This is a genomic window from Mesorhizobium sp. M1396, assembly GCF_040317725.1.
Classification (GTDB): Bacteria; Pseudomonadota; Alphaproteobacteria; order Rhizobiales; family Rhizobiaceae; genus Mesorhizobium.
The window spans coordinates 1-22789 of record NZ_JAMYLA010000039.1 but is presented as its reverse complement, the minus strand read 5'-3'; the positions used below and the strand labels follow the sequence as shown (position 1 = coordinate 22789).

The 22789-nt window shown below is 63.4% G+C and carries 28 protein-coding genes and 1 tRNA gene; 5 read left to right on the top strand and 24 right to left on the bottom strand.

Translation table 11 applies throughout. From position 1 onward, the window contains the following. Both NKH02_RS23380 and NKH02_RS23375 read left to right on the top strand, forming a co-directional pair. A complete protein-coding gene (locus tag NKH02_RS23380; RefSeq protein ID WP_352881777.1) occupies positions 1-1536 on the top strand; it encodes an undecaprenyl-phosphate glucose phosphotransferase in 1536 nt (511 codons plus the stop codon). After that, the gene (locus tag NKH02_RS23375) at positions 1533-2783 is read left to right on the top strand and encodes an O-antigen ligase family protein (protein WP_352881774.1); all 1251 of its coding nucleotides are present in this window, start codon (positions 1533-1535) and stop codon (positions 2781-2783) included. The genes NKH02_RS23380 and NKH02_RS23375 overlap by 4 nt, the downstream gene beginning before the upstream one ends. A 73-nt stretch (positions 2784-2856) precedes the next feature. Here the strand turns inward: NKH02_RS23375 and NKH02_RS23370 are convergent. From NKH02_RS23370 to NKH02_RS23325, 10 genes are all read right to left on the bottom strand, one after another. Continuing rightward, a tRNA-Pro gene (locus NKH02_RS23370) sits at positions 2857-2933 on the bottom strand. 59 nt (positions 2934-2992) lie between these two features. Beyond that, positions 2993-3454: a YbaK/EbsC family protein gene (locus tag NKH02_RS23365; RefSeq protein WP_352881771.1), complete on the bottom strand. Its 462-nt coding sequence runs from the start codon at positions 3452-3454 to the stop codon at positions 2993-2995. Between the two features lie 165 nt (positions 3455-3619). Beyond that, a complete protein-coding gene (locus NKH02_RS23360) occupies positions 3620-3901 on the bottom strand; it encodes a helix-turn-helix domain-containing protein (protein WP_352881769.1) in 282 nt (93 codons plus the stop codon). Positions 3902-4138: 237 nt separating this feature from the next. Further along, the gene (locus tag NKH02_RS23355; RefSeq protein ID WP_352881767.1) at positions 4139-4441 is read right to left on the bottom strand and encodes a hypothetical protein; all 303 of its coding nucleotides are present in this window, start codon (positions 4439-4441) and stop codon (positions 4139-4141) included. An 85-nt stretch (positions 4442-4526) separates the two neighbouring features. Then, the gene (locus NKH02_RS23350) at positions 4527-5066 is read right to left on the bottom strand and encodes a MerR family transcriptional regulator (RefSeq protein ID WP_352870542.1); all 540 of its coding nucleotides are present in this window, start codon (positions 5064-5066) and stop codon (positions 4527-4529) included. A gap of 126 nt (positions 5067-5192) precedes the next feature. Next, a complete protein-coding gene (locus tag NKH02_RS23345; protein WP_023759885.1) occupies positions 5193-5516 on the bottom strand; it encodes an integration host factor subunit alpha in 324 nt (107 codons plus the stop codon). Between the two features lie 103 nt (positions 5517-5619). Beyond that, positions 5620-6591 (bottom strand): beta-ketoacyl-ACP synthase III, encoded by a 972-nt coding sequence (locus NKH02_RS23340; RefSeq protein ID WP_352881765.1) that lies wholly within the window; start codon positions 6589-6591, stop codon positions 5620-5622. Positions 6592-6600: 9 nt separating this feature from the next. Then, complete coding sequence (gene plsX, locus NKH02_RS23335) at positions 6601-7671, bottom strand: phosphate acyltransferase PlsX (RefSeq protein ID WP_352870540.1); 1071 nt, start codon at positions 7669-7671, stop codon at positions 6601-6603. Between the two features lie 114 nt (positions 7672-7785). Further along, positions 7786-8334: a YceD family protein gene (locus NKH02_RS23330; protein ID WP_352870539.1), complete on the bottom strand. Its 549-nt coding sequence runs from the start codon at positions 8332-8334 to the stop codon at positions 7786-7788. Beyond that, positions 8331-8879: a ubiquinol-cytochrome C chaperone family protein gene (locus tag NKH02_RS23325; RefSeq protein ID WP_352870538.1), complete on the bottom strand. Its 549-nt coding sequence runs from the start codon at positions 8877-8879 to the stop codon at positions 8331-8333. Before NKH02_RS23325 ends, NKH02_RS23330 begins: the two co-directional genes overlap by 4 nt. Before the next feature lie 114 nt (positions 8880-8993). Here NKH02_RS23325 and NKH02_RS23320 point away from each other — a divergent pair, with 114 nt between their 5' ends. Further along, positions 8994-9509, top strand: coding sequence for an outer membrane protein assembly factor BamE (locus NKH02_RS23320; protein WP_352870537.1), 516 nt, complete (start codon positions 8994-8996; stop codon positions 9507-9509). Positions 9510-9608: 99 nt separating this feature from the next. Here the strand turns inward: NKH02_RS23320 and NKH02_RS23315 are convergent, their stop codons facing one another. Further along, complete coding sequence (locus tag NKH02_RS23315) at positions 9609-11750, bottom strand: sodium-translocating pyrophosphatase (protein WP_352870536.1); 2142 nt, start codon at positions 11748-11750, stop codon at positions 9609-9611. Between the two features lie 360 nt (positions 11751-12110). Here NKH02_RS23315 and NKH02_RS23310 point away from each other — a divergent pair, with 360 nt between their 5' ends. Further along, positions 12111-12314 (top strand): type II toxin-antitoxin system HicB family antitoxin, encoded by a 204-nt coding sequence (locus tag NKH02_RS23310; protein WP_352870535.1) that lies wholly within the window; start codon positions 12111-12113, stop codon positions 12312-12314. Then, entirely contained in the window at positions 12311-12517 is a 207-nt protein-coding gene (locus NKH02_RS23305; RefSeq protein WP_352881762.1) for a type II toxin-antitoxin system HicA family toxin, read from the top strand. Before NKH02_RS23310 ends, NKH02_RS23305 begins: the two co-directional genes overlap by 4 nt. Before the next feature lie 6 nt (positions 12518-12523). Here the strand turns inward: NKH02_RS23305 and NKH02_RS23300 are convergent, their stop codons facing one another. The 13 genes from NKH02_RS23300 to NKH02_RS23240 form a co-directional block, all read right to left on the bottom strand. Continuing rightward, positions 12524-13273 (bottom strand): ABC transporter permease, encoded by a 750-nt coding sequence (locus NKH02_RS23300; RefSeq protein ID WP_352881760.1) that lies wholly within the window; start codon positions 13271-13273, stop codon positions 12524-12526. Further along, positions 13270-14208 carry an ABC transporter ATP-binding protein gene (locus tag NKH02_RS23295; protein WP_352881757.1) on the bottom strand — a complete coding sequence of 313 codons (939 nt, stop codon included), beginning with the start codon at positions 14206-14208 and terminating at the stop codon, positions 13270-13272. The genes NKH02_RS23300 and NKH02_RS23295 overlap by 4 nt, the downstream gene beginning before the upstream one ends. Beyond that, on the bottom strand, positions 14205-15368 hold the full coding sequence (locus NKH02_RS23290) for an ABC transporter permease (RefSeq protein WP_352881755.1): 1164 nt from the start codon (positions 15366-15368) through the stop codon (positions 14205-14207). Before NKH02_RS23290 ends, NKH02_RS23295 begins: the two co-directional genes overlap by 4 nt. 316 nt (positions 15369-15684) lie before the next feature. After that, on the bottom strand, positions 15685-16596 hold the full coding sequence (osmF, locus tag NKH02_RS23285) for a glycine betaine ABC transporter substrate-binding protein OsmF (RefSeq protein ID WP_352881753.1): 912 nt from the start codon (positions 16594-16596) through the stop codon (positions 15685-15687). A 161-nt stretch (positions 16597-16757) separates the two neighbouring features. Continuing rightward, complete coding sequence (locus tag NKH02_RS23280) at positions 16758-17984, bottom strand: MFS transporter (RefSeq protein ID WP_352881751.1); 1227 nt, start codon at positions 17982-17984, stop codon at positions 16758-16760. Beyond that, positions 17981-18481: a transcription antitermination factor NusB gene (gene nusB, locus NKH02_RS23275; protein WP_023798402.1), complete on the bottom strand. Its 501-nt coding sequence runs from the start codon at positions 18479-18481 to the stop codon at positions 17981-17983. The genes NKH02_RS23280 and nusB overlap by 4 nt, the downstream gene beginning before the upstream one ends. After that, positions 18478-18972 (bottom strand): 6,7-dimethyl-8-ribityllumazine synthase, encoded by a 495-nt coding sequence (ribH, locus tag NKH02_RS23270; RefSeq protein WP_352881749.1) that lies wholly within the window; start codon positions 18970-18972, stop codon positions 18478-18480. Before ribH ends, nusB begins: the two co-directional genes overlap by 4 nt. 81 nt (positions 18973-19053) lie before the next feature. Next, the gene (locus NKH02_RS23265; protein WP_352881748.1) at positions 19054-19329 is read right to left on the bottom strand and encodes a type II toxin-antitoxin system RelE/ParE family toxin; all 276 of its coding nucleotides are present in this window, start codon (positions 19327-19329) and stop codon (positions 19054-19056) included. Next, positions 19329-19589 carry a CopG family ribbon-helix-helix protein gene (locus tag NKH02_RS23260; protein WP_013532247.1) on the bottom strand — a complete coding sequence of 87 codons (261 nt, stop codon included), beginning with the start codon at positions 19587-19589 and terminating at the stop codon, positions 19329-19331. The genes NKH02_RS23265 and NKH02_RS23260 overlap by 1 nt, the downstream gene beginning before the upstream one ends. A 76-nt stretch (positions 19590-19665) precedes the next feature. Further along, positions 19666-20283: a riboflavin synthase gene (locus NKH02_RS23255; protein ID WP_352881746.1), complete on the bottom strand. Its 618-nt coding sequence runs from the start codon at positions 20281-20283 to the stop codon at positions 19666-19668. Continuing rightward, positions 20283-21398 carry a bifunctional diaminohydroxyphosphoribosylaminopyrimidine deaminase/5-amino-6-(5-phosphoribosylamino)uracil reductase RibD gene (gene ribD / locus NKH02_RS23250; protein ID WP_352881743.1) on the bottom strand — a complete coding sequence of 372 codons (1116 nt, stop codon included), beginning with the start codon at positions 21396-21398 and terminating at the stop codon, positions 20283-20285. The genes NKH02_RS23255 and ribD overlap by 1 nt, the downstream gene beginning before the upstream one ends. Positions 21399-21400: 2 nt before the next feature. Then, positions 21401-21880 carry a transcriptional regulator NrdR gene (gene nrdR / locus NKH02_RS23245; protein ID WP_256750776.1) on the bottom strand — a complete coding sequence of 160 codons (480 nt, stop codon included), beginning with the start codon at positions 21878-21880 and terminating at the stop codon, positions 21401-21403. Between the two features lie 163 nt (positions 21881-22043). Continuing rightward, complete coding sequence (locus tag NKH02_RS23240; RefSeq protein ID WP_352870523.1) at positions 22044-22682, bottom strand: hypothetical protein; 639 nt, start codon at positions 22680-22682, stop codon at positions 22044-22046. Positions 22683-22789 lie beyond the last annotated feature (107 nt).

Sequence of the window (22789 nt, the reverse complement as noted above, 5' to 3'; positions counted from 1 at the left end):
ATGAACGAGATCGACCCAGCGCGCCGCTTTTCAGCAGAGGCGGTGCGTAAATTCGACGGCCCGGCCGATGGCGACATGCCAAGCGGCATGAACGATGTCGCCCGCCAGGTCGCCACGCAGTACAGGCGCGATACCATGTCGCCGATCATGGTCAGCGGCGTCCTGCGCATGGTCGAATTCGGCTTGCTGCTGCTGTCCGGGCTCGCCGTCTATTTCCACTATGTCGGGTTCTTCAACTATCTCGCCTGGCAGTATCCGCTGACGATCGCCGCCGCGTCGTTCCTTGCCGTGGTGCTGCTCGACGTCACCGACTGTTACCAGATCGTCGCCTTGATGCGGCCCATCGCCAATTTCGGCCGCGTGCTGCTGGCCTGGGCTGGTGCCTTCGCGCTGATGGCGTTGACCGCGTTCGCCATGAAGATGTCGCAAGACTATTCGCGCCTTCTGTTCGGCACCTGGTTCGTCATCGGTTTCGTTCTCATCTTCGGCCTCAGGCTGGTGATGTCGAAGCTGATCCGGCGCTGGGCGCGCGATGGCCGCATGGAGCGGCGCGCCGTCATCGTCGGCGGCGGCAAGGCGGCGGAAATCCTCATTCGCTCCGTCGAAAAGCAGCCCTACAACGATATCCGCATCTGCGGCATCTTTGACGATCGCGGCGACAAGCGCTCGCCGCCCATCGTCGCCGGCTATCCCAAGCTCGGCACCATTTCGGAACTGATCGAGTTCGCCCGCATCGCACGCATCGACATGCTGATCGTGTCGCTGCCGCTGACGGCCGAATCGCGTGTGTTGCAGTTGCTGAAGAAACTGTGGGTGCTGCCGGTCGACATCCGGCTGTCGGCGCATTCCAACGCACTGCAGTTTCGCCCGCGCGCCTATTCCTACATCGGCTCTGTGCCGATGCTCGATATCTTCGACAAGCCGATCAACGACTGGGATTCGGTCGCCAAGCGCGCCTTCGACATCGTCTTCAGCCTCATCGGCATCGTCGTGTTCTCACCGGTGATGCTGGCGACCGCCATCGCCATCAAGCTCGACAGCAAGGGGCCGGTGCTGTTCCATCAGAAGCGGCACGGCTTCAACAACGAGATCATCGAGGTCTACAAGTTCCGTTCGATGTATACGGACAAGGCCGACCCGACCGCCAAGCAGACGGTGACCAAGAACGACCCGCGCGTCACCCGCGTCGGCCGCTTCATCCGCAAGACCTCGATCGACGAGCTGCCGCAGTTCTTCAACTCGCTGCTGGGTTCGCTGTCGCTGGTCGGCCCGCGCCCGCATGCCATCGCCGCGCAGTCGCACAACCTGCTCTACAACGAGGTGGTCGACGGCTATTTCGCACGCCACAAGGTCAAGCCAGGCGTCACCGGCTGGGCGCAGATCAATGGCTGGCGCGGCGAGATGGACACCAACGAGAAGATCCGCATGCGGACGGAGTACGACCTCTACTACATCGAGAACTGGTCGCTGCTGTTCGACTTGCGCATCCTGTTCCTGACGCCGATCCGGCTGCTCAACACGGAAAACGCCTATTGAGCGCGATCAGCCATGATGTGCCGCGCGCGGCGGTCAACGCCAAGCTGATCGCGCTGATTTCCTCATGCGCGGTTTTCCTCGGCATTCTGCTATCCGGCTTCGTCATCAGCGAGCCGGCGCCCTATGAACTCTACATGGCCGGGCTGATCGCCATCTGGGCGCTTTTCGGCTTGAGGATTTCCCGCGCGGCCACGCCGCTCCTGGTGCTGCTGGTCACGATGAACATCGGCGGCATGATCTCCATGACGCAGATGGCGGACCTCGCCAATACGCCGCTCTATCTCGCCGTATCGCTGTTTCTCGCCTTCAGCGCGGTGTTCTTCGCATCGATCACCGCTGTGCGGCCGAGCCTCTACCGACTGATCTTCATTGCCTACGTGGCTTCTGCCGTGGCGACCTCGCTGCTTGGCATTGCAGGCTATTTCCACGCCTTTCCGGGCGCGGAGATGTTCACCAAATACGACCGTGCCGCTGGCGCCTTCCAGGACCCGAACGTGTTCGGCCCGTTCCTGGTGCTGCCCGGCATCTATCTGCTCTACCTGCTCCTGACCGGAACGGCCTCTCGCATGCCGCTGCTGGCGGTGCCGCTGCTGATCATCACCGCCGGCATCTTCTTCTCCTTCTCGCGCGGCGCCTGGGGCATGTTCGCCGTCTCGGCTGTCCTGCTCACCGGCTGGCTGTTCCTGCAGAGCGCCAGCGGCATGTTCCGGCTACGCGTGGTGGTGATGACGATCGCCGCGCTGGCGCTGCTGGTCGTCGCCATGATCGTCATCCTGCAGCTGCCCGGCGTGTCGGAGATGTTCTCCAACCGTGCCCATCTCGAGCAGAGCTACGACACCGCCCGCCTGGGACGCTTCGCCCGCTACGCAATCGGCTTCCAGATGGCGATGGAGCATCCATTCGGCATCGGCCCGCTGGTGTTCGGCACGATCTTCGGCGAAGACACCCACGACATCTGGCTGAAGATGCTGATGGACTATGGCTGGCTCGGCTTCGTGTCGTTCCTCGCGCTCGTCTTATGGACGATAGCAGCCGGCTTCCGCATCCTGCTGCGCGACCGGCCATGGCAGCCCTATCTGTTGTGCGCCTATGTCGCCTTCATCGGCAATGTCGGGCTCGGCACCTTCATCGACATCGACCACTGGCGCCACGTCTACCTGCTGCTTGGCCTGATCTGGGGCGCCATCGCGCTGGAATATAGGCACCAGCGGCTGTTGCGGCCTGCGCCGGATCAAGCAAGAAGTTAAAGGCCTAATCGATTGGAAATTTGATCTGGCCGGATTCCAGCCGATGCGGACTCGGGGGAAGTCCTGCTTCAAATGGTCGGAGTGGCCGGATTCGAACCGACGACCCCTTGACCCCCAGTCAAGTGCGCTACCGGGCTGCGCTACACTCCGGACCGGTCGCGATGTATCGTGATAACCCCGGTCGGGTCAACCAAAATTCGGCGACCATCCTACCCTTGGCAGACATCGATCCATTCGGCGCCGGTGAGGTCGGCCATGCGTCGCGGGCTGAGCCGCACGGCGGCGTTGGTGGCGCCTGCCGCCGGCACCACCTCTTCGAACTCGCGCAGCGATACGTCGCAATAGACCGGCAGCGGCGCCGGGAGGCCGAACGGGCAGACACCGCCGACCGGATGGCTCGTTGCTTCGACAACTTCCGCGGCGTCGAGCATGCGCGGCTTGCCGCCGAACTGGTTCTTGAACTTGCGGTTGTCCAGCCTGGCGATACCGCTGGTCACCACCAGCATGGTGTGGTCGCCGACGCGCAGGCAGATCGTCTTGGCGATCTGTGCCGGCAGGACGCCGTGCGCCTCAGCCGCCAGCGCCACCGTCGCCGAACTCGCTTCGGTGACGATGACATCGATGCCAGGTGCGTGAGCGGCGAAGAAGGCACGAACGGATTCCAGGCTCATCGTCAAAACCCATGGTTCAGAACTTGATGGACGGCATCGCGTATAAACACGCGCGACACACAAATCGGCAAGCCCCAGGCCGAGGCAGGGAGACGGCGGCACCCGACAAAAAACAAACCCGCCAAGGATGCCTTGGCGGGTTGTCGGGCATGCCTGAGGGCTGATCTATGTCAGGGGTCGACCTTGCGCCGGCGTCGGTACGGCCGGGGTAATCGGAGCCTCCTGCGGAAGTCGAAGCGCGGACACAATACGACGCAGCTTCGACGGATCGGTCACCCTGCCGTTCTCGATATCCTCAATCTCGTCGACCGCCAGACCGCATGTCAGGGAAAGCTTTTCCACGCTGTAGCCGCGGGTCTCCCGCATCGCTCTGAGGGTGCCGTGATCAGGCCCGTTCCCGTTGGCTGCCGGTTCGGAGAGGGCTTCGCTTTTTGCATTTTGGGGCATTGGCAACTCCATGACTGAAAGAGTTTGATCAAATGTGGAGTGCTGCCTGAGACGATCGGGAACATGCCCGCTCGCCGGCGATTTGCCAAGAGCCAAACCGACCGTCACGGGATCGTGAACCAGGCGCCTGTGAGGCCGTCTCACGCAGATCGGCCCCATCAAGTTCTTTTGAACACCCGAGCACCTTTTTGCTCAGTGGTTTCGTCAGGGATGCATCCGAATGACCGGGCCTACGCCTCAGCGCCGGCTGAACAGCAGACTGACAACGAGACCGAGCACCACCAGGCCGACTGCGGCGGCGGCCGCCGGATGATCGCGGGCCGACTTCTCGATCACCCTGCCCCGTTTGCGGATGGCCGGCATGGCATCGCGCAGACGCTCGGCAAAGTCGGAATAGGTGTCGAGTGCGGCATCGCGACCGTCCTCGTAATAGGCACCGCCTCGCCTGGCCACGGCCCTCTTCAGGCTGGCCAATTCCCTGGTGAGAGCCGCGACCTGTCTGTCGAGATCGATGTCCGAGAGGGTCGAAAATGATGCCATGATGCGTTTCCTTCACGTGCAGAAGGAAGCGTAACGCCTCACCGGAAGACGGGTTCCGGTTTTCGAAATACCGATGCCGCTTCGGTCAGCGCACCTGGTCGAGCAGACGCTTGCATTCCAGGAGATCGAACAGCGCCTCCTGCAGCAGCGCGCGATTGTCGCGCGAGAGTTTCGACGCGTCCGGCTGCACCGGACCGTCCTCGTCGCTCTTGCCCAAGCCGAAAAAGCGGCGACTGGGTTTGACGCGCGGCTGGCCAACCAGTTCGTCGTCCATGCCGCGCGGCTGGGCCGCGGGCGTCAGCGGCACTTGATCGGCCTGCTTTCGCTGCGAGATCGCCTCGACGGCGGCCATGTCGCCATTGCCGATGGCGACCAGGAAATGATTTCCGTTCTCGCGCAACAGCTTCTGCACGCCCTTGATGGTGTAGCCCTGGTCGTAGAGCATGTGGCGGATGCCCTTGATCAGCTCGACATCCTGCGGCCTGTAGTAACGACGGCCGCCGCCGCGCTTCATCGGCTTGATCTGGGTGAAACGCGTTTCCCAGAAGCGCAACACATGCTGCGGCAGATCGAGATCTTCAGCGACCTCGCTGATGGTACGAAAGGCGTCCGGGCTCTTGTCCATGGGCGAATCCTCACGCTGGACGATGATCCGGCTTACCCTGCCGAATCGGGTCTCATTTCAGCGGTTTATGAAGCAATATTCAAGCCCGGCATCATGGCGGCGGCGGTTTTCAACCGCGCATTGTGGCTACTTGCCGCTTTTGGCCTTGCCGCTTTGGTGGGAGCGCAAGATACGGTTCTTCAGGACATTCGACGACTTGAAGGTCATCACCCGGCGCGGCAGGATCGGCACTTCTTCACCGGTCTTGGGGTTGCGGCCGATGCGCTCGTTCTTGGAGCGGACGTGGAATGTCGCGAAGGACGACAGCTTCACCGTCTCGCCACGGACGATCGCTTCGCAGATTTCGTCCAGCACCGCTTCGACGAGTTCGGCCGATTCAGTGCGCGACAGGCCGACCTTCCGGTAAACCGCCTCGGCAAGGTCGGCGCGCGTAAGTGTCTTTCCCCCCATCCGACCGTCCCATCAGCTCAAAACATAAAATTCGGCACAACAACGGCAGAACCTAAGTAATTGATCCGGCAAGGTCAAGGACCGAAACCGGACCGTTTGGCACTTACCAGCGAACCAGGACCGCGCCCCAGGTGAAGCCGCCACCCATGGCCTCCAGAAGCACGAGATCGCCCTTCTTGATGCGGCCGTCGGCGACGGCCACCGAAAGTGCCAACGGCACGGAAGCAGCCGAGGTGTTACCGTGTAAATCGACCGTAACCACCACCTTTTGCTCAGCTATCCCGAGCTTCTTGGCGGAAGCGTCAATAATTCGTTTATTGGCCTGGTGCGGCACGAACCAATCGAGGTCATCGGCGGTAATGCCGGCTTGCGAGAACGTCGCTTCGATGACGTCGGTGATCATGCCCACCGCATGCTTGAAGACTTCGCGGCCCTCCATCCGGAGGTGGCCGACGGTGCCCGTAGTCGACGGCCCGCCGTCGACGAAAAGCTTGTCCTTGTGCGCTCCGTCGGAGCGCAGGCTGGCCGCCAGGACGCCACGGTCGGCGATCGCGCCAGTCCCCTCGCCGGCTTCCATGACCACGGCACCGGCGCCATCGCCAAACAGCACGCAGGTCGAGCGGTCGCTCCAGTCGAGGATGCGCGAGAATGTTTCCGAGCCGATGACCAGGACGCGCTTGGCCAGGCCGCCGCGGATGTAGAGGTCGGCCGTGGCCACGGCGTAGACGAAGCCCGAGCAGACCGCCTGCAGGTCGAAGGCAAACCCGTGATGCATGCCGAGCCGGTTCTGGATCTCGACGGCGGTGGCCGGGAATGTGTTGTTGGGCGTCGAGGTCGCCAGCACGATCAGATCGAGGTCGGCGGGCGTGAGACCCGCATCGGCAAGTGCTGCGCGCGCCGCCGCCTCACCGAGCGAAGCCGTCGTCTCGTCATCCGCAGCGATATGGCGCTGGCGAATACCGGTGCGCTGGGCGATCCACTCGTCGGAGGTCTCGACCATGCCTTCAAAATCGGCATTCTTCATGATTCGGCGGGGCAGCGCGGCGCCTATGCCGCGCACGACTGATCTGATCAAAGTTCTTTCCTATTCCTTTGCGTCGGTAACGACGTCGGATTTCCTGTTTGCCTGGGCATGCGGGTTGCGCGCATGGAACAGGTCGAGGTCGGCCTCGATGCGGTCGAGCAGATTGTTGCGCACCATATCATAACCAAGCTCGATCGCCGCAGCGAAGCCGTCCGAATCGGCACCTCCATGGCTTTTCACCACGATGCCGTTCAGTCCCAGGAAGACGCCGCCATTGGAGCGGCCGACATCCATCTTTTCGCGCAGGCGATCGAAGGCGCCCTTGGCGAAGATGTAGCCGATCCTGGCCATCAGCGTCCGGCTCATCGCCGCGCGCAGATAGCCACCGATCTGGCGCACCGTGCCTTCCGCCGTCTTCAGCGCGATGTTGCCGGCAAAGCCCTCGGTGACGACAACGTCGACCACGCCCTTGCCGATGTCGTCGCCTTCGACGAAACCGTGATAGTTCATCGAGGCCATGTTGGCTTCGCGCAGCATGCGCCCGGCCTCCTTGACCTCTTCCTGGCCCTTGATCTCCTCGACTCCGACATTGAGCAGGCCGACGCTCGGCCTGGCGACGCCGAAGACCGAGCGCGCCATGCCGGTGCCCAGAATGGCAAAGTCGATCAGTTGGTGCGCATCGGCGCCGATCGTGGCGCCAACGTCCAGCACCACGCTTTCGCCGCGCAATGTCGGCCACAGCGCCGCGATCGCCGGGCGATCGATGGTGGCCATGGTGCGCAGGCAGAATTTCGACATCGCCATCAGCGCGCCGGTGTTGCCGGCGGAAATGCAGGCGTCCGCCGTGCCGGCCTTGACCGCTTCCACCGCCTTCCACATCGACGACTTCCAGCGGCCATGGCGCAGCGCCTGGCTCGGCTTGTCGTCCATCCTGACCGCTACCTCGCAATGGAAGAACTCGCTGATCTCGGCGAGCTTCGGAAATTTGGCGAGTTCCGGGCGCACGACCTCCTCACGGCCGTAGATGACGAAGCGGATGTCGGGACGGCGGGTCGCGACCGTCATGAGCGCCGGAATGACCACGGCTGGTCCGTGATCGCCGCCCATGGCATCGATGGAAATCCTGATCACGCGGTATTTATCTCACGGTTATGCGGGCAGGTCGCTTCAGCGACCGCGAAGGTTCGGCGAAAATAACGGTTTTGGGCTGCCGCACAACCGACTTTTCCGTCGCGGGCGAGCTTTTCAGGATTTTCCCAGCAAGGATCGCAGTTTCTGCTGAAATTCATTCTCCGCTGGTTCGGTCTCGGTGCCGGCATTCAGCGAGGCGCCCTGCTTGCGCGGATAGGGGTCGATGGCCAGTCCGAAGTACTGTTCGGCAAGTGCCCCGACATCGATCGTGTCACCGGAAAATGTTTCGGGACTGTCAGGGCCTTCCGCGTCGAGCAGTATCTCGCCGCCACCATCGAAACCCTGCCGTCCAAGCTTGGAGTCCTCGGGCAGCAACAGCGCTTCGACCGGTTCGTCGATATGCGCTTCGACAGGCTCGAGCGTGACGATACAGGCTTGGGTGATGTTTGCTTCGACGCGACCGCTGATCTTCACGCCATTGCGTTTCCATGACGCCACCAGAAGCTCGGCGCGATAGGATTCGACCGAAATCAGCCCGTGCTCCTCGGCCAGCGCCGCGCGCTGCGCGGCATCGGCCTCGATAACCACCGGCAGACCCTTCTGCGGCACGCGAGTGACGTTTGCGCGGAAGGATACCGGGCTTTGCGGGTCAACGTGCTTCATTGTTCAACCTCCCTTGGGACGGGAAACGCCAGCGCGCCGGCAACAATCGATTCGGATGGTTGCGCGGCCAGTTGATTGCAAGCGTCGGTGACATACGCGGCCAGCAGCGACGCTTCCGGCCAGGCGCCGGCGTCGGGCCGGACATTGCGGGCAAGGGCCGCGGTGAGCCCTTCGCGGTCATTTCTTTCCAGCGCATCATCATAGGCGGCGGTTCGGCCATAAAACATCCTTGCCAACTTTTTCATGCGTTTGGGTACGCCGACATCGCCAACGCCCAATTCCCGCAGCGAATGATCGACGTCGAGGAAGAACTCGTCGATCAGCACTTGAGCAACCTCTTGCGCCACGCCGTCCTCACCACGCAACCGGTGCTGGAACAGGAACATGTGCAGCGACAGCATCTCGAAACGGCCAAGCGGCGTGTCTGGCACATTCCAATGGGAATAAAACACGGTCTGCCGCGCCGCCGCCACGATTTGTGCGTAAAGCGCCTCGGTGATAGCGCGGTTGGCGTGGCGTTCGCGGCCAAAAAAGCGCTGGAACATTGGGGATGGTCTCCTGGGGACCGTTTGTTGAAGTGGCCTTGTTGCATCGGCAAGCAAGCTGGTTTACCGGTTTCGCGGCCCAGCGCAAGTTGCGGCCAGCTAATGGAGTTGTTGTTGCGCGCGCTGAATTTCAAGTCGACCTTCTCGTCCAGGCCCGCCGGCGCGATCTCGCTGCTGGTTATCATTTCGGCGCTATCCGCCTGCCACACCAACAAGATGATCGGTGACCTCAGCCCGAGCGAGACGCTGACGCAAGGGTACGTCATCGACCAGCAGGCAATCGATTCGGTGCCCGTCGGCTCCAGCCGCGAGCAGGTGCTGCTGGCGCTCGGCACGCCGTCGACGACGGCGACCTTCGACAATGAGGCGTTCTACTACATTTCGCAGACGCGCAAGCGCTACGTCGCCTTCGACAAGCCGAGGCTCATCGACCAGAAGGTGCTGGCGGTCTATTTCGGCGCGGACGGGCGCGTCACCCAGATCGCCAATTACGGGCTGAAGGACGGCAAGATGTTCGACTTCGTCTCGCGCACCACCCCGACCGGCGGCAAGGATCAGAACTTCCTCAGCCAGATCATCAACGGCGCCAGCAAGCTGGCCCCCGGCATTCCCGGCGGCGGCACTCCCTGATCTCAGACCGCCTTCCCTCGAGGAGGGCAGCATCATCTCAGTCGACCAAAAAACCCGCGGGAGCGATCCCGCGGGTTTTATTCGACCAATGCTCCTCGATCAGCCGTGCGCGAGCACGGCCAGCAGCAAGAGCGCGACAATGTTGGTGATCTTGATCGCCGGGTTGACGGCCGGGCCGGCGGTGTCCTTGTAGGGATCGCCGACCGTGTCGCCGGTCACCGAAGCCTTGTGCGCTTCGGAACCCTTGAGGTGCTTGACGCCGTCCTTGTCGACGAAGCCGTCCTCGAAGGACTTCTTGGCGTTGTCCCAGGCGCCACCACCCGAAGTCATCGAGATGGCGACGAACAGGCCGTTGACGATGACGCCGAGCAGCGAGGCGCCCAGCGCTGCAAAGGCGGATGCCTTCGAGCCCGAGATCAGCAGCACGCCGAAGTAGACGACGAGCGGCGCCAGCACCGGCAGCAGAGACGGGATGATCATTTCCCGGATCGCCGCCTTGGTCAGCAGATCGACCGCGCGGGCGTAGTTCGGCTTGGAGGTACCGGCCATGATGCCCGGATCCTCGCGGAACTGCTTGCGCACCTCCTCGACGATGGCGCCGGCCGCGCGGCCGACGGCCGTCATGGCGATGCCGCCGAACAGATACGGGATCAGGCCGCCGAAGATCAGGCCGGCGACGACGTAGGGGTTGGAGAGATCGAAGGAGATCTCGCCCATGCCTTGGAAGTAGGGATATTTGTCGCCATTGGCGGCAAAGAACTTCAGGTCGTTCGAGTAGGCGGCAAACAGCACCAGTGCGCCGAGGCCGGCCGAACCGATGGCGTAGCCCTTGGTCACCGCCTTGGTGGTGTTGCCGACCGCGTCGAGCGCGTCGGTGGAGTGGCGCACTTCCTTGGGCAGGCCGGCCATTTCGGCGATACCGCCGGCATTGTCGGTGACCGGGCCGAAGGCGTCGAGCGCAACGATCATGCCGGCAAGGCCGAGCATCGTCGTGACCGCGATCGCCGTGCCGAAGAGGCCGGCGAGCTGATAGGTCGAGATGATGCCGCCGACGATGACGATCGCCGGAAGTGCCGTCGATTCCAGTGAGACCGCAAGGCCCTGGATGACGTTGGTGCCGTGACCGGTGACCGACGCCTGGGCGATGGAGTTCACCGGGCGCTTGTTGGTGCCGGTGTAGTACTCGGTGATCACGACGATGAGACCGGTCACCACGAGGCCGATCAGGCCGCAGAAGAACAGGTTCTTGCCGGTGATGACCATGCCGGAAACGGTGCCGATCTCGCCCCAGCCAAGACATACGGAGGTAGCGACGCCGAGACCGACGACGGACAACAGGCCGGTGACGATCAGGCCCTTGTAGAGCGCGCCCATGATCGAGCCGTTCGAGCCGAGCTTGACGAAGAAGGTGCCGACGATCGAGGTCAGGATGCAGGCGCCGCAAATGGCGAGCGGATAGAGCATCGCCGCGCCGAGAACGGCGGTGCCGCCGAAGAAGATGGCAGCGAGAACCATGGTGGCGACGACCGTCACCGCATAGGTTTCGAACAGGTCGGCGGCCATGCCGGCGCAGTCGCCGACATTGTCGCCGACATTGTCGGCGATGGTGGCCGGGTTGCGCGGATCATCTTCCGGGATACCGGCTTCGACCTTGCCGACGAGATCGCCGCCGACGTCGGCGCCCTTGGTGAAGATACCGCCGCCGAGACGGGCGAAGATCGAGATCAGCGATGCGCCGAAGCCGAGCGAGACCAGCGAATCGATGACGATGCGGTCATTGGGCTGAAGGCCCAAGAAGTGGGTCAGGACAAGGTAGTAGATCGACACGCCGAGCAAGGCCAGGCCAGCAACCAGCATGCCGGTGATGGCGCCCGACTTGAAAGCGATGTCGAGGCCGGCAGCGAGGCTGTTTGATGCGGCCTGCGCCGTGCGAACGTTGGCGCGAACGGAGACATGCATGCCGATGAAGCCGGCGGAGCCCGAAAGCACCGCGCCGATCAGGAAGCCGACCGCGGCGGTGATGGACAGCAACCACCAGGCGAGCACGAGGACGACGACGCCAACGATGGCGATGGTGGTGTACTGACGCGCCAAATAGGCTTGTGCGCCTTCGCGGATGGCCGCGGAGATTTCCTGCATGCGTGCATTGCCCTGATCGGCCGCGAGGACCGAACGTGTCGCCCAGATGGCGTAAAGGATTGAAAGCAGGCCGCAGGCGATGACGGCGGAAATAATTGTCATTGCCGGATTTTCCTCGATTGATGGCCCAAAAGAACCCCTCCCTGGGCCGTTGAGACAAAGACCGGATTCCGAGCACGGAATCCGCCTCCTCGCAGCGGTGTATGCGAAACAGGGCTGCGAACGTCAAGATATTGTTCGGTTTTTGCCCGGCTTTCGCCCAAAAGTGGAAAGCGGCGGCATTCCCATCGGCGTCATTGTTGAATTAGATCGATTGAATGAGGACGATTTCGTCTGGTTGCCGGCGACAAGGAAGGACGCTCGGGCTGATCCAAACCCACGCCGCGGAGTAAGGCCGCACGATCCCCTGCTTTGCAAATGCTCATCGCGAGCATATCTTCTGACCAAGACAGGAGTTGATCGATGAAATTCAAAGCTATTGTCCACGAAGCCGAAGAGGGTGGATTCTGGGCCGAAGTCCCCGCCATTCCAGGGTGCGCTACGCAGGGAGAAACCCTGGACGAGCTGTTGGCAAATCTGCGCGAAGCCATTGAGGGCTGTCTTTCAGTCGACCTTCCGTCGTCGTCGACTTCGAAACCCGGCAGGATCGTGGAAGTCGCTGTTTGAAGTCCATCTCCGGCAAGGAACTCTCGCGGGTTGTCGAGCGACGAGGTTGGGAGCTTCTGCGCGTCGCCGGAAGCCATCATATCTACGGAAAGCAGGGAAGCGTTGTACGTCTCTCGATTCCGATACACGGCAATAAGCCGCTCAAGACTGGCCTTTTGCGCCATCTTCTAAGGATGGCGGAAGTTGGCGAAGATGAAATCTGAAACCGATTACTCGGTCTCCCGGCCCATGCGGCGCGCCGTGTAGCGCTCGATCGTCGACAGGCCGTCATAGATCAGCACGGCAAGGGCCGCCACGATCAGGCCGCCCTGCAGGATGAAGGCGAGGTTATTGGACAACAGCCCGGCGATGATCACTTCGCCGAGCGTCCTGGCGGCCACCGTCGAGCCGATGGTGGCCGTGGCGAGGCTGATCACCACCGACAGCCTGATGCCGCCCAGGATAATCGGTGCGCTGAGCGGCAGCTCGACCTTGGTGAGCCTTTGCCAACCGGTCATGCCGGCGCCGCGCGCCGCCTCGACCACATTGGGCGGCAGCGTCGTCAGGCCGGTCAGCGCATTCTCGAAGATCGGCAGCAGGCCGTAGAGAAACAGCGCGATCAGCGTCGGCTTCTCGCCGAAGCCGACCGCCGGCACGGCGAGTGCCAACACCGCCACCGGCGGAAAGGTCTGGCCGATGTTGACCAGGCTGCGCGACAGCGGCAGGAACTCGGCGCCGGCCGGCCTTGTGACCAGGATGGCAAGCGCCACAGCGACGATGGTCGCAGCCACGGTGGCGATCAGGACGGTGCGCAAATGCAGCAATGTCAGCGTCAGCAGGCTGCCCTGGTTGTAGATCACCGGCGCATTGTTCTCTGTCAGCGGCTTCAGCAGCGGCTCGAACCAGCCGGGATTGGTGACGAAGGCAACGAGCAGCACCACCAAGGCAAGCCTGACTAGCGATGGAAGCCAGGCCTTCATGCCGGCCTCGCCGCGCGTTTCACCAGACCGTCGACCGTGACGCGGCCAAGCGGCTTGCCGTCGGCGCCTGTGACCGGCAGCGCCGGCCGGCCCGACCACAACAATTCAGCCAGTGCATCGCGCTGGCTGGCATCGCCGGGGATCGCTTCGCCTTCGGCGGAGCCCTTCTCCACGGCATCGCGGACGCGGCCGAGCGACAGCAACCGGAATGGCCTTTCGCTGGCGCCGACCAGGGTCTCGACAAAGGCGCTCGCCGGCTTCGCCAGGATCTCGGCGGGCTTGGCGTATTGCACAAGCTTGCCGGCATCCATCACGGCGATCTTGTCGCCCATATGCACGGCCTCTTCCATGTCGTGGGTAACGAGGATGATGGTGGTGCCGAAGCGCTGCTGGATCGCCAGCAGATCTTCCTGCGCCTTGGTGCGGATGATCGGATCGAGCGCGCCGAACGGCTCGTCCATCAACAGCACGTTGGGCTCGGCGGCGAGCGCGCGGGCAACGCCGACGCGCTGTTGCTGACCGCCGGACAGTTCGTGCGGATAGCGCGGCCCGAACGCTTCGGGATCGAGTTGGTAAAGCGTCATCAGTTCGTCGACGCGGGCCTTGATGCGGTCCTTGTCCCAGCCGAGCAGCACCGGCACGGTGGCGATGTTCTGTGCCACCGTGCGATGCGGGAACAGGCCGTGGCCCTGGATGGCGTAGCCGATGCTGCGGCGCAGTTCGTAACCGGGCAGCGAGCGGTTGTCGGCGCCGTCGAGCTTGATGATGCCCGAGGTCGGTTCGACCAGCCGGTTGATCATGCGCAGCAGCGTCGTCTTGCCGGAACCGGAGGTGCCGACGATAACGGCGATGGTGCGAGGCTCGATGACCATCGAGACATCATCGACCACCGTCGTCGCGTCATAGCGCTTGGTAATGCCTTCGATCTCGATCATGCCGTTTCAACCCTGCGCTTGGTGGCGGTCATTTCGATCACCGCGTCGAGGATGATGGCGGCGGCGAAGGCCAGCGCCACCGTCGGCACGGCGCCGAGCAACACAAGGTCCATCGCCGTCTGGCCGACGCCCTGGAAGACGAACACGCCAAAACCGCCGCCGCCGATGAGCGCGGCAATGGTGGCGAGGCCGATGTTCTGCACCAGAACGATACGGATGCCGGTGAGGATGACAGGAAAAGCCAGCGGAAACTCGACGCCGAACAGGCGCTGTCGGTCGGTCATGCCCATACCGCGCGCCGCGTCGTTGGCGGCCCGCGGCACGCCAGCGAGACCGACCACGGTGTTGGCCACAACCGGCAGCAGCGAATAGAGGAACAGCGCGACGAAAGCCGGCGCCGTGCCGATGCCGCGAATGCCGAGCGCGGCAGCTCCGGGCACATGCGTGGCAACCCAGCCGAGCGGTGCGATCAGCAGGCCGAACAGCGCGATCGAGGGAATGGTCTGGATGATATTGAGCACGTTGAGCACGCCGGCGCGCAGCCTTTCGACGCGATGGCAGAGAATGCCGAGCGGCAGGCCGACGATCACCGCGGCAGCCAGCGAACCGAGCGCCAGCGTCACGTGCTTGGAGCCTTCGGCCCAGAAACTGTCGGCACGGTTGGCGTATTCCTTGAGGATCGACAGATTGTCCCAGCTTCCCGAAATCAACAGCAGCCCGATCGCCAAAGCCGCGACCACGAGCGCGCCTACCCTCGCCCAAGGCGACAGGGTCAGCCGTGTCAGCACGTCGGCGAGCAAAAGCGTGAAAGCAAAGATAAGAATCCAGAAACCGGAGGCCGGCGAAATTCTTGCAAAGGTGTTGCCCGCCGGCGTAAGAAATGTGCCGGCAACGCCGATCAGCAGCACGAGCGCGGCAAGCGTCACCGCGCTGGCCGCAAGGCGCAGCGCGAGCGGTGTCTTGAACAGCGCAACAAGTCCCGCGGCGACAATGATGGCGAGCAGCAGCGTCCCGGTCGTTGCCGGCAACGCCTCGAGAATCGAACGCGCCTGGCCGGGGACGATGCGGTTGGCGCGGAACGTGGCAAAGGGCGCGGCAAAAGCCGCGTAGGCTGATATCGCGGCAATGACCACGCCGAGCTTGTCGAAGCGGAGGATCATGGTTGCCCCTCATGAGGGGCGATTTGCCACGTCGCGCAGCTTTCCTTGGGGATTGGCGAAAACCGACGCGATATCCAATCTCCCCCCTTGCGGGGGAGATGGCCGGCAGGCCAGAGGGGGGTGTGAAGGATCGCCAACTTTCGAGTGTCGGCTTGTTCGGAAGCAACCCTGTCGAGGCACGCACTTGTGACGGGTTGAGAGGTCGGCGGGACAGCACCCCCCTCTGTCCTGCCGGACATCTCCCCCGCAAGGGGGGAGATCAGCAGCGTCCAGAGGGGGGTGCCTTGCACCGGTGTCACTATGAGCTACGCGCTGACTACTTCAAAAACCCGTTCTTCTTCAGGAAGTCTTCGGCGACGCCCTTGACCGGCTCGCCGCCGACTTGCACGCGCCCGTTCAGCTCCTGCAGCGTGACGAGGTCGAGCTTGGCGAAGACAGGCTTCAGCAGCGTCTCGATCTCGGGATGTTCCTTCAGCACCGCTTCTCGGATGATCGGCGCCGGCTGGTAGACCGGTTGTACGCCCTTGTCATCGTCGAGCACGACAAGCCCGGACGGCGCGATGCCGCCATCGGTGCCGTAGACCATGGCTGCGTTGGCGCCGCTGGTCTGGTTGGCGGCGGCGGCGATGGTCGCCGCGGTGTCGCCGCCGGAGAGCGTGATCAACTGGTCCGGCTTCAATGTGAAGCCATAGGTGGTCTGGAACGCTGGAAGTGCGGCCGCCGAATTGACGAACTCGGCGGAAGCCGCCAGCACCACCTGGCCGCCGCCCGCGACGTATTTGCCGAAGTCTGAAAGCGTGGCGAGCTTGTTGGTCTCGGCGACTTCCTTGCGCAGCGCGATCGCCCAAGTGTTGTTGGCGGGCGACGGCGACAGCCAGACGATCTTGTTGGCGTCGTAGTCGAGCTTCTTGGCCGTCTCATAGGCCTTGGCGGCATCTTTCCAAGCCGGGTCGTCAGCCTTCTCGAAGAAGAAGGCGGCGTTACCGGTGTATTCGGGATAGATATCGATCTCACCGGCGGTGATCGCCTTGCGCACCACCGGCGTGCCGCCGAGCTGGATGCGGTCTGATGTCTTGATGTTGTTGGCGTTGAGCACCAGCTGGATGATGTTGCCGAGCACGCCGCCCTCGGTGTCGATCTTCGAGGAGACAACCACCTGGGCACTGGCGGAAGCCACTGTTACGCCGAGCGCCAATGCCGCGCCGGCCAGAAGCTTGACTGAGAACATTGTGAAATCCCTTGCTGTGAACCGGAATGCGGTGGCCGCATATGAGCATGGCTTCGACGGCCCGTCGGGGCATACGGTTTCATAAGAATGGGGATCAGCGCAATAATTTTGTTCGGCGGCCGGGGCTTCGACCGAAGTCATCCTGACAGCATCGTGTCAGGTCAAGCGCGATCAAGCACTGGCTTGCGCAAGCCCGTCAGCTTGAGCGCACCGAGCGCCACGAAGCACAGAACGGTGACCGGGAATATCACCCAGTTCAGCATTTCCCAACCCCAGGCGTTGTAAACCATCCCCGACATCAGCGAAGCGCAGGCGACGGAGCCGAACAGCACGAAGTCGTGGAAGCCTTGCACCTTGCCCTTTTCCGACGGCCGGTAGCTGGCCGACACCATCGCCGTGGCGCCGATGAAGCCAAAATTCCAGCCAAGGCCGAGCAGGATCAGCGACGTCCAGAATTGCCACAGCGCCAGGCCTGACAGAGCGACAATGGCGCAGCCGATGAGCAGGATCAGGCCGGTCGCCACGATGCGCTCCGCGCCGAAGCGATGGATCAGCGAGCCGGTGAAGAAACTCGGCGCGAACATCGCCATGACGTGCCAGGAGATCCCGAGCGTCGCGTCGGTCTCCGACAGGCCGCAGCCGACCATGGCCAGCGGTGCGCCGGTCATGACGAAGCTCATCAGCGCGTAGCTGCCGACCGCGCAGAAAAGCGCGGCGACGAAACGCGGCTGCGTGACGATTTCGGCCAATGGTCTGGCGTCGCTGCCGGTGATCGCCACCTTGCCGGATGTCTTCGTCGGCAGCCGCAGGAACGACAGGATGATGGCACCGACCGCGGCCAGCGGCAGGATGGAAATGAATGCACCGGCAAACATCACCGGCGCCAACAATTCGCGGGTGAAGATGACGATCTGCGGCCCGAGGATGGCGGTGACGATGCCGCCGGCCAGCACGAAGGAGATGGCGCGCGCCTTGAATTCCGACGGCGCGTTGTCTGCGGCGGCGAAGCGGAATTGCTGGACGAAAGCGCCACCGACCCCGATCGTGAGCAAGCCAAAGGCAAACAGCCAGAAGCTGCCTTGAAAAAGTGCCAGCGTGGCGATCAGGCCGCCAAGCGCCGTGACGATCGTGCCGATCATGAAGCCGCAGCGCTGGCCCATGCCGCGGATGATGGCCGCCGCGGGCAGCGCGCCGAGCGCCACGCCGATGTTGAAGCCGGTGATCGGTGCCGTCGCCAGCGATTTGTCGGGACCAAGCAGATATTGCCCGGCCAGCGCGCCCATGGAAATGGCTATGGGGGCCGCCGAGCCGATGATCGCCTGCGAGGCGGCGAGGATCAGCGCGGTGCGACGCGCCTCCTTGCCTGCCTCAACGGCAATTGCCGTCATGATGCGTCCTTGCCGCGCCCCTCGCCACGCACACGGCGTGACACACGGTCGAGCACGGCATTGACCAGCTTCGGCTCGTCTTCCTCGTAGAAGGCCTTGGCGATGTCGACATATTCGGAGACGATGACGGCAACGGGAACATCCTCGCGCTTCATCAACTCGTAGACGCCGGCACGCAGGATGGCGCGCAGCGTCGAATCGAGCCGCGACAGCGGCCAGTCCTCGGTCAGCGCCTGGCGGATGATGGGATCGATGGTCTTCTGGTTTTCGACGACACCCGCCAGAATGGCGCGAAACCATTGCGCATCGGCCTCGCGGTAGAGCGCGCCGTCGACTTCCTTGCCGAGACGAAAGGCCTCGTATTCGGCGGTGATCTCGAAGACGCCGCTGCCGGCGACATCCATCTGATAAAGCGCCTGCACGGCGGCCAGACGGGCAGCACCGCGCTTGTTGGCGTGGCGCACCGCGGGCTGGCCGGGCGAAGCGGGTTCGCTCACGATCGCGCTCCCAGTTGTTCTTTGAGGGCGATCATGGTCAGCGCCGCACGCGCGGCAAAGCCACCCTTATCGCCCTCCGAGCGCTTGGCCCGCGTCCACGCCTGTGCGTCGTTCTCGGTGGTGAGGATGCCGTTGCCGATGCAGACCGAATCCTGCACGGTCAGGTCCATGAGCGCGCGGCTGGATTCATTGGCGACAATGTCGAAATGATAGGTGTCGCCGCGGATGATGGTGCCAAGCGCAACGAAGCCGTCATAATTTGGACCGCCTTCAGTCGCGCCGTCCAGCGCGAAGGTAATCACCGCGGGAATCTCGAGCGAACCTGGAACGGTGACGACGTCGTAAGTCGCACCCGCTTCATCGAGCGCGCTTGTCGCGCCATCGAGCAGCGCGTCGGCAAGGCCGTCGTGAAAGCGCGCTTCGATGATCAGAACGCGGGCTTTCTTCTTCGGACGGATAAACGCTTTGCCGTGTTGGGATGTGCCAGCCATAAAAGTCTCCGGGGGGTTGCCGGTGACTTAGGCCGAAGCCGTGTTGACCGCAAGCGGAAGATTGCGGGATGAACGCCCGCCCTATCGATCCTCTCGCGTATGCCACAGGCGCAACACAGAAATTGTGGTGTTCTGTATCTCATAGCGAATTTCGTAGCTGCCTACCAAAATGCGGCGCACTTCTCGTGGCTCGAACTCTTCCAGTCTCTCACCGATGCGCGGATACTCAACTAACCGTGCCGGCGCGGCAGTAAGCGACTGTACGGCACGTGCGGCCGCCGGGCCATTTGCTGGCGCGAGAAAATCATGGAGCCGGACCAAGTCGGATAGAGCCTTGTTGGTCCATTTCAACTCCATCAACGAGGCACCGGCAGTGGCTTGTCGGTACCAAGACTCTCAGCCCACGCCTGCACGGCCTGGTGGTCGATGACCCGTCCTGCGTCGACATCGGCCATTGCTTCAAGCGTGAGCCGTCGGCGCTCCTCCTCCAAATCCACCCACGCGGAAAGGGCTTGTTTGACGATCCAGCCGCGCGGACGCTCAAGGCGAGCAGCCAGCTGATCTACCTTTTCTGCTAGCGGCAGCGGAACGTGAGCGGTGATTACTTTTGTATCCATCTGAGCCTCACAGTCAGATTTAATCATAGCGATTAAAACTGATTAAGTCGAGGTAAAGGTTCAGGCCGACAAGCACTCAAAGGCCCTCTTTCGCGGCCTCCACCAGCCGCGCCGCATAGCGTGCCATGGTGTCGATCTCAAGATTGACGCGATCGCCGACCTTGCGCTCGCCCCAGGTGGTCACGGTCAGCGAATGGTGGATCAGAAGCACGTCGAAGCGCGTGCCTTGCACCTTGTTGACGGTGAGCGAGGTGCCGTCGAGCGCGACGGAGCCCTTGAGCGCAATGAACTTCGCCAGGTCGCGCGGCGCCTCAAGCGTGAAGCGCACGGCGTCGCCCTCATCCTTGCGCTCGATGATCTCGGCCATGCCGTCGACATGGCCCGAAACGATGTGACCGCCGAGTTCGTCGCCGATCTTCAGCGCCCGCTCCAGATTGATCCGCGTGCCCGACTTCCAGCCCATCGCCGTCGTCAGCCTTAGCGCCTCTTCCCAGGCCTCGACCTCGAACCAGCGTGCATTCGAGCCACTGTGGGGCAAGCCCGTGACCGTCAGGCAGACACCGCCGCAGGAGATCGAGGCGCCGATGGCGATGGTGTCGGGGTCATAGGCGGTGTCGATGCGCAACCCCACCCCTTCCCTGAGCGGCTTGACGGAAGCGACAGTGCCGACATCGCTGACAATCCCGGTAAACATCAGATATCCCTTATCCACTCGGCGTAGCTGTCCTCGCCGAAACGCATGTCGCGAAGCTTGCGAAAACCTGCCGGGATATGGTCAACGTCGATCGGCGATGCAATGCCGTCATCGCCGATCGCTTCCGGCCCCTGGAACAGCACGATGCGGTCGACCAGCCCATCGGCGAGGAAGGCGCTGGCCACCTTGGCGCCGCCCTCGACCAGCACGCTTGCCAAGCCGAGCGCGGCCAGATCCTCGAGCAGTTCCGGTAGCGCGACGCCGCCCTCATGTGTTTCAGTGCCGATGAAGCGCACGCCGGCGCGTTCGAGTGCTGCGCGCCGCAGCGGATCGGCCTCCAGGGAAGCGGCGACATAGAGCGGCACCCGGTCGACGCCCGAAACCAGCTTCGAGGTCTCCGGCAACCTGATCTGGCGGTCGAGCACGATGCGCGCCGGCGAGCGGTTCTCCAGCCCCGGCAAGCGTACCGTCAGGGCCGGATCGTCCTCAAGGGCTGTGCCGATGCCGACCAGTATGCCGTCCGCCTCGGCCCGCATCAGATACACCTCGCGGCGCGCGATATCGCCGGTGATCGACACCTGCCCCTCGCCTTCCCGGCCGATCTTGCCGTCGCTGGAAAGCGCAAGCTTGAGAATCACTTCTGGGCGTTTTCTCAATGATCGGATCAAATAGCCGGCCATCTGCTCGGCCGCTTCCGCCGCCAACACCTTCTCGACCACCTCGACACCGGCGGCACGCAGGATTGCGTACCCATTGCCGGACACGCGCGGATCGGGATCGCTGGCCGCACCGACAACGCGCGCGACGCCGGCATTGACCAGCGCATTGGCGCAAGGCGGCGTGCGGCCATGATGGGCGCAAGGTTCCAGCGTGACATAGGCGGTAGCACCACGCGCGAGCGCGCCGGCCTCGGCCAGGGCCTCGGTCTCGGCATGCGGGCGGCCGCCGACAGCGGTGACGCCGGTGCCGACGATCATCGGGCCGTTGCCGTCATCGCGCACGATCAGCGTGCCGACTGACGGGTTGGTCGAGGTGCGCCCGACATTCTTCCGTGAAAGGCGGAGCGCCGCCGCCATGAACCGGCGATCAAGGGCGGCCTGTTCGCTTGCAGTCATGCTTAGCTGGCGTCCTCTTCGCCTTTGACTTCGTCTCCCTTGAGCTCGCCCAGCAATTCGTGGAAATCCTTGGCCTCGCGAAAATTGCGGTAGACCGAGGCGAAGCGGACATAGGCGACATCGTCGAGCGACTTCAGCGCTTCCATGACCAGTCGGCCGACTTCCCCCGAAGCAACCTCCGTCTCGCCGGAACTTTCGAGCTGGCGCACGATGCCGGTCACCGCGCGGTCGATGCGCTCGGGATCGACATTGCGCTTGCGCACGGCGATCTCCACCGAGCGCAGCAGCTTGTCGCGGTCGAACGGCACTTTGCGGCCCGATTTCTTGACCACCACGAGGTCGCGCAACTGCACGCGCTCGAAGGTGGTGAAGCGGCCGCCGCAATCGGGGCAGACGCGCCGCCTGCGGATCGCCGCGCCATCCTCGGCGGGGCGCGAATCCTTCACCTGCGTATCTTCTGACTGGCAATAGGGACAGCGCATTGAGAAGCCTTTGGTTGGCGAATCCGGTGAAGCGAAAGGCTTAGAGGTTTTTGCAGCGATGGCAAAGTATCTGCATCCGCCCCTCGCCCCTCAGCCAGAGAAATAGCGAGGCGCGAGCAAGATTGCCAGCCTCGCCAAGCAGCCGGACTGCGTTCCGATGCCGTCAGGGCGCGACGTCGGCGGTCGGGAACCCGCACGATACGCCGAGGCTGCGATAGGCCTTGGTGAAGCCGTCCATGGATATGCTTCCAACCGGCGCGTCGCCAAAGGAAACGTCAAGCGCCGATGCCCGCCGCATGACGCGCAAGAGCGCCAGGCTGGTCTTGGCCTGGTTGTCCACGGTCCAGCTGAGCCGGCCGTTCACGGCACCATCGGAATGGAGCTTTGCGGCGACGCGGCCCTTGTCATCGCCGAAAGCGGCGGCGACCGACTTGCCGGTCGGCAAGGCCTTGTTGTCGACGGAGATGGTTATGGATGGGTAGGCATCCGGCGGCAGTGCATCGCCGTTCGTGATGATGAGTGTCAGAGTGCCGCTCTCGCCGCCAGCGCCGACAAAGGCGGTTGATGCCGCGCAGGTCTTGCGGAGATCCTCACCGGTGTCGACCTCGTCGACCAGGGTCGACCACCTGCCGAAGGTTTCGAGCTTGGGTGCCGCCTGGGCCGGCGAAGCGGGCGCGGCCTGAGGACGTGCGGGTTGCGCGGGTGCGGTTTGCGCCAAGGCGATGGCGGAGAGCGGCAAGGCCATCAAGGCGGTCAGAACGCCAGCGACGGCAAGGTCGGCGAGACGAACAATTCGTATCATCAAGGCTCCTGTCGGACGCACCGGCCTTGGCGCCCCGGCGGCGGTGGTGGGGGGCATGCGCGGACGCCACAGAGAGCGTCTACCCAGCAAGGGCTAGAGAGGGGAAC